General features: G+C 66.8%; 3 protein-coding genes. All 3 read left to right on the forward strand.

The annotated features are described in order from the left end of the window. Window positions 1-196 precede the first annotated feature (196 nt). The 3 genes from pks2 to AB4879_RS04315 are packed head-to-tail and all read left to right on the forward strand — an operon-like array spanning window position 197 to window position 8,148. Window positions 197-6,481 carry a sulfolipid-1 biosynthesis phthioceranic/hydroxyphthioceranic acid synthase gene (pks2, locus tag AB4879_RS04305; RefSeq protein WP_370506591.1) on the forward strand — a complete coding sequence of 2,095 codons (6,285 nt, stop codon included), beginning with the start codon at window positions 197-199 and terminating at the stop codon, window positions 6,479-6,481. Window positions 6,482-6,512: 31 nt separating this feature from the next. Further along, on the forward strand, window positions 6,513-7,187 hold the full coding sequence (locus AB4879_RS04310) for an isoprenylcysteine carboxylmethyltransferase family protein (RefSeq protein WP_370506592.1): 675 nt from the start codon (window positions 6,513-6,515) through the stop codon (window positions 7,185-7,187). Between the two features lie 4 nt (window positions 7,188-7,191). Continuing rightward, window positions 7,192-8,148 carry a metal-dependent hydrolase gene (locus AB4879_RS04315; protein ID WP_370506593.1) on the forward strand — a complete coding sequence of 319 codons (957 nt, stop codon included), beginning with the start codon at window positions 7,192-7,194 and terminating at the stop codon, window positions 8,146-8,148. Window positions 8,149-8,150: the final 2 nt, after the last annotated feature.

Here is an 8,150-nt window from a genome sequence, read left to right on the forward strand (position 1 = left end):
TAGTTGCAAATCAAGCAAACTTGACCCGCAACGCTGCGTCTGCGTCAATAATTGCCTTGCCCGGGTTCGGGGGAACCGGCGGTGAGTCAGCAACGGACAGATCCGCAGTTCTGTTGCTGTGGAGAGACGGGATGGTTTCATCGTTGCGATCGATGATCGGGCAGGTTGCTCCGACCCGGCGGATCCCCCGGCCGCTATGAACGCCACATCGCCCACACCGATCGCCGTCATCGGCATGGCCTGCCGGCTCCCCGGCGGTATCGAGTCCCCTGAGCAGCTGTGGGAGGCCTTGGTGCGGGGCGATGACCTGGTCACCGAGGTCCCGCGCGATCGCTGGGACAACGACGAATACTACGACCCCGAATCCGGCGTGCCGGGTCGGACGGCATCGAAATGGGGCGCGTTCCTCGACGATGTCGCCGGCTTCGATTCGGAGTTCTTCGGCATCAACGACGACGAGGCCGCGGCGATCGATCCGCAGCATCGCTTGCTTCTGGAGACCGCCTGGGAGGCCATGGAGCATGCCGGACTCACACCGGACACGCTCAAGGACTCGCTGACCGGAGTCTTCACCGGCCTGACCCACGCCGACTACCAGACGGTGTCGGCCGATTCCGACGCGATGGAGGGGCCCTACGGCTTCGCCGGCAACACCTTCAGCATGGCGGCCGGCCGCATCGCCTACACCCTCGGACTCCGCGGTCCCGCGCTGGCGGTCGACACGGCGTGTTCGTCCGGACTGCTCGCAGTGCACATGGGGTGCCGCAGCCTGAGGGAGGGCGAAAGCGACCTGGTGTTCGCCGGGGGCGCCTACGTGATGCTGGATCCGCGCAAGTACATCGCCGGGACGGCAGCGGGTCACCTGTCTCCGACCGGGCGCTGCCGCGCGTTTGACGTCGCCGCCGACGGATACGTCGCCGGTGAAGCGTGCGCGATGGTCCTGCTCAAGCGTCTGCCGGACGCGCGGCGCGACGGCGACCGGATCCTCGCCGTCATCCGCGGTACAGCCGCCAATCAGGACGGCCACACCGTCAACATCTCCACCCCCTCGGCCGCCGCCCAGGCCGCGGTGTACCGGACCGCGCTGGCTGCTGCCGGCGTCGACGCCGACAGCATCGGCATGGTCGAGGCGCACGGTCCCGGCACACCGGTTGGTGATCCGATCGAGTTCGCCAGCCTGAGCGAGGTGTACGGCATCTCCGGACCATGCGCACTGGGCTCGGTGAAGACCAACGCCGGCCATTCGCAATCGGCATCCGGCGCCGTCGGCCTGATCAAAGCGGTCCTGGCTTTGCAGCACGGTGCGGTTCCGCGCAATCTGCACTTCACCCGCCTGCCCGACGACCTGGCCCGCATCCAGACGAAACTCTTCGTGCCGCACGAGACGACAAAATGGCCCACTGACGGCCTGCATCCGCGCCGCGCGGCGGTGTCGTCGTACGGGGTGTCCGGCACCAACGTGCATGCCATCGTCGAACAAGCCCCTGTCCCCCAAGTGCAGCCCAAGTCGGGCGGCGATACCGGCGACGCACCCGCCGCCCTGCTCTTCCCGGTGTCGTCGACCTCGGCGGAGCAGCTGCGCCGCACTGCGGGCCGCCTCGGTCAGTGGGTGCAATCGCATGCCGACGTTGCCTTGCCTGACCTGGCGTACACCCTGGCCCGTCGTCGCGCGCACCGCCCGGTGCGGACCGCGGTGACGGCCCGCACCCGTCCGGAGTTGACCAGGGCCCTACGGGGCGTGGCAGACGGCGATGCACCCTATCCGGCCGAGCTGGGACACGGCGACCGCGGGCCGGTGTGGGTGTTCTCCGGGCAGGGGTCGCAGTGGGCCCGGATGGGCACCGAATTGCTCGCCACCGAACCGGTTTTCGCTGCGACCGTCGCGCAGATCGAACCACTGGTCGCCGAGGAGTCCGGGTTCTCGGTCACCGCCGCGATGACCGCACCGGACGTGGTGAGCGGTGACGCTCAACTCCAGCCCACCGTGTTCACCGTGCAGGTCGCGCTGGCGGCAACCATGGCCGCCTACGGCGCGCGTCCCGGCGCGGTCATCGGCTACTCGATGGGTGAGGTCGCCGCGGCGGTGGTCTGCGGTGCGCTGTCGCTCGAGGACGGCGTGCGGGTGGTCTGCCGGCGCTCGCGGCTGATGGCCGGCCTCGCCGGGGCCGGCATCATGGCATCGGTGGAATTGCCTGCCAAGCAGGTACTTTCGGAGCTGACGCTTGGCGGCATCAAGGATGTCGTGGTCGGCGTCGTCGCCGCACCGGAGTCCACGGTGGTCAGCGGTGCAACCTCGACGGTGCGCCAGTTGATGGCGACCTGGGAAGAACGCGACGTCATGGTCCGCCAAGCGCTGATCGACGTGGCGGCGCATTCTCCCCTCGTCGATCCTATCCTCGACGAGCTCACGCAGGTTTTGGCCGAGGTCACGCCGCGGACACCAGAGGTTCCGTTCTATTCCGCGACGGGTTTCGACCCCCGCGAGGAACCGGTGTGCAACAACAAGTACTGGGTGAAGAACCTCCGGAACACGGTCCGGTTCGCCGCCGCGGTACGGGCCGCCCTGGAGGACGGGTACCGGGTCTTCGCCGAGATGGCGCCACACCCGATGCTCACCCACGCTATCGAGCGTGCCGCAGCCACGTTGGACACGCCGGTTGCCACCTTCGCCGCCATGCGCCGTGAACAGACCCAGCCGAACGGCTTGCGCGATCTGCTGGCCGGACTCCACAGTGCCGGTGCAGCAATCGATTTCGCCGTGCCCTACCCGACCGGCCAGCTGGTGGACGCACCGTTGCCGACTTGGACGCACCGCCGCCTCTGGCTCGAACGCAACGATCAGGAGACCGCCGCGCACGGCGGCCACTCGGTGGCGGTGCACCCACTGCTCGGCCCGCACGTGCGGCTCCAGGAGGAACCCGAGCGCCATGTGTGGCAGGCCGAGGTGGGCGTCGAGGCCCAACCCTGGCTCGCCGAGCACTCGATCCGCGACGTGCCCCTGCTGCCGGGAGCGGCGTACTGCGAAATGGCCTTGAGCGCCGCCCATACCGTGCTGGGCGACGCCGCCGAGGTCAACGACGTCCGCTTCGAACAGGCCCTGTTGCTTGATCAGCAGACCACCATCGGTGCCTCGGCGACGGTGTCCTCCCCCGGCGTCGTCGACTTCGTCGTGGAGTCGGATCAAGCCGGCGCGCAGGTACGTCAAGCCAGCGCAACCCTGCGGGCGGCCGGGGACGAGCGCCCCACCGCCTACGACATCGACGCACTTCTCGCCCTTCATCCGCATCGGACCGACGGGGCCGAGGTGCGCGCGAGCATGGACCAGCGCGGGGTTCAGTACGGTCCGGCCTTCAGCGGTCTCAGCGCGGTTCACACCGGCGCCGATGCACCAGACACCGTGGTGGCCGAGGTCGTGCTGCCCAGCAAGATCCGCTCACAACAGAGCGCGTACGGTGTTCACCCGGCCCTGCTGGATGCCTGCTTCCAGGCGGTTGCGGCCAGCCCCCAGATCCATGCCACCGGCGAGGGTGTACTCGGACTGGCCCTCGGCGTGCGGCGCCTGCGGCTGTATTCCGCGACCCGCACTGCGCACTACTGCCACGCCCGCATCACTCGCGTCGACTCATCCGAGATCGAGGCCGACCTCGACGTGCTCGACGAGGACGGTGCGGTGTTGCTGCGGGTGGACGGACTACGTTGCGGCACAGGAGAATCTGAGGAAGCTCAGCAGGAACGTTTGCTCAGCGAGCGGTTGTTGACCATCGAATGGCAGCCGCGAGCGCTGCCTGAGCCACCTCACGTCGACGCGGGAAACTGGCTGCTGCTCAGCACCACCGCGACGCCGACTGTGCTCACAGCCTCGTTGGCCGATGCACTGAAGCGCGAAGGTGCCCAGTGCACCACCATGTGCTGGCCGAGGTCCGCCGACCACCCGGTGCACGCCGGGCAGCTGGCCGACAATCTGCGCTCCGGGCAGGTCACCGGAATGGTGATCCTGAACGGGCCCAGTGAAACAGGGCCCGCCGAGGCCGAATTCGCGTCACTGGGCGGCGAATACGTCGAGCATCTGGTTCGTATCACCCGCGAATTGCTGCAGACTCCGACGCAGTTGCCTCATCTGTTCGTGGTGACCCAGGCCGCGCAGACCGTGCTGGCCAACGACACACCACATCTGGAGCAGGGCGGCTTGCGGGGCTTGGTGCGGGTGATCGGTGCCGAACATCCGCATCTGCGCACCACCCACATCGACGTCGACGACGTGGCCGGCGCAGAACAACTCGTCCCGCACCTGTTCAGTGGGTCCGACGAGGACGAGACCGCCTGGCGGGGCGGCCAGTGGTACGTCGCTCGGATGCTGCCCAGCCCGCTGGCCCCCGACGACCGGCAAATCACGTTGGCGGACAACGAGTTCGACGGCGTCCGCCTGCAGATCCGCACCCCCGGCGATCTGGAGACCCTGGAACTGGTCGCCTGTGATCGGGTCGCGCCAGGACCAGGGCAGATCGAGGTCGCTGTCGGGGTATCCAGCATCAATTTCGCCGACGTCCTGGTAGCGATGGGGTTGTTCCCTGCGATCGAGGGCGCGTTGCCGGAACTGGGCATGGATTTCGCCGGAGTGGTCACCGCGGTAGGCCCCGACGTCGCCGACCATCGTGTCGGCGACCGGGTCAGCGGGTTCTCCGCGAACGGCTGTTGGGGTACGTTCGTCACCTGCGATGCCAGGCTGGCGGCGCCACTCCCCCCGGGGCTGACCGATCACCAGGCGGTCGCGCTGGCCACCGCGACGGCCACCGCCTGGTACGGATTGCACGACCAGGCCCGCATCACCGCAGACGATCGGGTGCTGATCCACTCCGCGACCGGCGGCGTCGGGCAGGCGGCCATCGGCGTCGCACGGGCCGCGGGTGCCGAGATCTTCGCCACCGCAGGCAGCGACGAACGGCGACAGATGCTGCGCGACATGGGAATCGAGCATGTCTACGATTCGCGCAGCACCGACTTCGCCGAGCAGATCCGCCGGGACACCGACGGCTACGGCGTGGACATCGTGCTCAACTCCTTGACCGGCGCCGCACAGCGGGCCGGATTGGAACTGCTCGCGATCGGTGGACGTTTCGTCGAGATCGGCAAACGCGACGTCTACGGCAACACCCGGCTGGGACTGTTCCCCTTCCGCCGCAATCTCACGTTCTACTACGTCGACCTCGCGCTCATGTCACTCAGTCACCCCCAGCGGGTGGGCACGTTGCTTCGGACGGTGAATAAGCTTGTTGCAGAGGGTCATCTGCCGGCCGCGCAGTACACCGCCTATCCACTGGGCGACGCCGCCACCGCGATCCGGGTGATGGCTGCCGCGCAGCACACCGGCAAGCTGCTGCTCGACATCCCGCAAACCGGAACCAGCCGAGCCGTCGTACCTCCGGAGCAGGCGACGCCGTTCCGAACCGACGGCGCCTACCTGGTCACCGGCGGCCTTGGCGGGCTAGGGCTGTTCCTCGCCGAGAAGATGGCCATCGCCGGCTGCGGGCGCATCGTGCTCACCTCCCGCTCACAGCCGACGCTCAAAGCACTGGAAACCATCGAACTGATTCGGGCGATGGGCGCCGACGTGGTGGTGCACTGCGGCGACATCGCCGACCCGGCCACCGCGCAGAAGATGGTGGAGGCCGCGACCGCGACCGGTCTGCCGGTCCGCGGTGTGTTGCACGCAGCCGCGGTGATCGACGACGCCACCCTGGCCAACATCACCGATGATCTCATCGAGCGGGACTGGGCGCCAAAGGCTTACGGTGCATGGAATCTGCATACCGCCACCGCCGATCAGCCGCTGGACTGGTTCTGCTCTTTTTCCTCAGCCTCCGCACTGGTCGGCTCGCCTGGGCAAGGCGCCTACGCAGCTGCCAACAGCTGGCTCGACGCATTCACCCGGTGGCGGCGGTCTCAGGGACTGCCCGCAACCGCCATCGCTTGGGGCGCCTGGAGTCAGATCGGCCGTGGTACGAAGCTCGCCGACACCACCGGCGCCATCGCTCCCGACGAGGGGGCGTACGCACTCGACATGCTGCTGCGCCACGACCGTCCGTACACCGGATACGCGCCAATGATCGACAACACCTGGTTGACCGCCTTCGCCCAGCGCACCCCGTTCGCCGAGGCATTCAAGTTGACGGGGCAAGACCCCACCGGCACAAGCAGATTGCGGGCCGAGCTCAGTGAGTTGTCGCGCGACCAGTGGCCCGCCCGGCTGCGACATCTGATCTCCGACCAGGTGAGCCTGATCCTGCGGCGCAGCATCGATCCGGATCGGCCGTTATCCGAATACGGGGTGGATTCGCTGGGCGCGCTCGAACTGCGAACCCGCATCGAGACCGAGACGGGGGTGCGCTTGACGCCGAATGATCTTGCCGTCGGCACCATTCGCGGACTGGCCGAGCTGCTGTGCGAAAGGCTGGCTCCGTCCAACAGTAACGCCTCGGCGTAGCGGTAGGCGGTACGGGATTCTTGGGAGGATAGTGAACGCCGTTCTCAGAGTGGCCGCACTCGGCCTTGGTCAGCTCGTCGCGATCGGACTGTTGCTGTTCGCATCGGCAGGCACCCTCGATTACTGGCAGGCCTGGCTGTTCCTGGCGGTGTTCGCAGTGACCGCCTGGTTGCCCAGCATCTATCTGCAGGTAACGAATCCTGTTGTCCTGCAGCGCCGGATGAAGAGCGGCCCGGTCGCCGAAGGCCGGACCGTACAGAAGATCGTGATGCTCGGCCTCTACGGCTCACTGGTGGCGATCTGTGTGGTCGGCGGACTGGACCATCGGTTCGGCTGGTCGGCGGTACCGGCCGCACTGTGCGTGATCGGGAGCGCACTGGCCGGCGCGGGCCTGGTCGTCACGGTGCTGGTCGCCATTCAGAACACCTATGCCTCCACGACCGTTCAGGTGGAGGCGGGTCAGCACGTGGTAAGCACCGGCCTCTACGGGCTGGTGCGACACCCGATGTACACCGGCAACGTCCTGATCCTCGTCGGCCTGCCGCTGGCCGTCGGCTCGTTCTGGGCGCTGGCGTTCGTCATGCCGGGCATTGCCGTACTCGCCACCCGCATCCACGACGAGGAGAAGTTGCTCGGCGACGAGTTGGACGGATATCGCGAGTACACCCAGAAGGTCCGGTCCCGCCTCATTCCCTACATGTGGTGAACAGATGACCGATCTCATCGTGCGAAAGATGCGATTCGCCTTCGCCGAACGTCCCGTCCCGTTCAACTGGAATCCGTCCGATCCGGCGTTCTCCTGCGCGGGCAACATGCTGTCGTTCATGTTCCTGGCCATCGAGAAGATGATCAGCGCGACGGTCCACGAGGTGTTGGCGGATATCACCGATCCCGAGGTCGCTGAGGAGGCACTGGCGTTCGTCCGCCAAGAGGGCCAGCACAGTCTGGCCCATCGCCAACATGCCAAAGGTCTGATCAAGGCGTACCCGGCGCTGCAAGAGGCTCTCGACGACGTGATGGCGGTGTACGACAACCTGACCGCCACCACCCCGGTGAAGTATCGGCTGGCCTATATCGCCGATCTGGAGGCGACGTTCACACCGACGTTCACGATGATGCTCAACAACGCCGACACCTTGTTCGCACCGGGTGACGACCGAGTGGCCTCACTGTTCCTGTGGCACTTCGTCGAAGAGATCGAACATCGCAGCTCGGCGCTGATCATCTACGACGCAGTTGTCGGAGAACCTTGGTACCGCATGCGGGTGGCACCGTCGGTGTTTCAGCACGGCGGGGCGGCAATGGTGTCGATCACCAGGAACTTCAACAAACTCATACCTCTCGACGTGCGCAAGGTCGACGCGACGTCGATGTTCGGCAGTCCGGGGGTGAAAACAACTCTTGCAGAGCGCTTCCCGATATTGCAGAAGTTCTGGACACTCGATGTCCCCGACTACGGACCGATCCAGAAGTTCTACCCACACATCCCGCTGCGGGAGCAAGCGGTCGCGGCGCTGGGCGTCATGCGCAGCCAGATTCCGGGCCACAAGCCCGCCAAAACGAAGATGCCGGCCCTCGCCAAGGAATGGCTGGCCCGCTACGACGCCGGCTACGACGTGACGCGGTGGTATGCCGGTGCCTACAACCACGAGACGTTGCAGAAATAGCA

The sequence above is a fragment of the Mycobacterium sp. SA01 genome (assembly GCF_041287105.1).
Classification (GTDB): domain Bacteria; phylum Actinomycetota; class Actinomycetes; order Mycobacteriales; family Mycobacteriaceae; genus Mycobacterium.

What these genes read in the sequence shown, in the direction of transcription:
- pks2 (WP_370506591.1), top strand. Translation starts at nt 197, where the DNA reads ATGAACGCCACATCGCCCACACCGATCGCCGTCATCGGCATGGCCTGC.
- AB4879_RS04315 (WP_370506593.1), top strand. Translation starts at nt 7,192, where the DNA reads ATGACCGATCTCATCGTGCGAAAGATGCGATTCGCCTTCGCCGAACGT.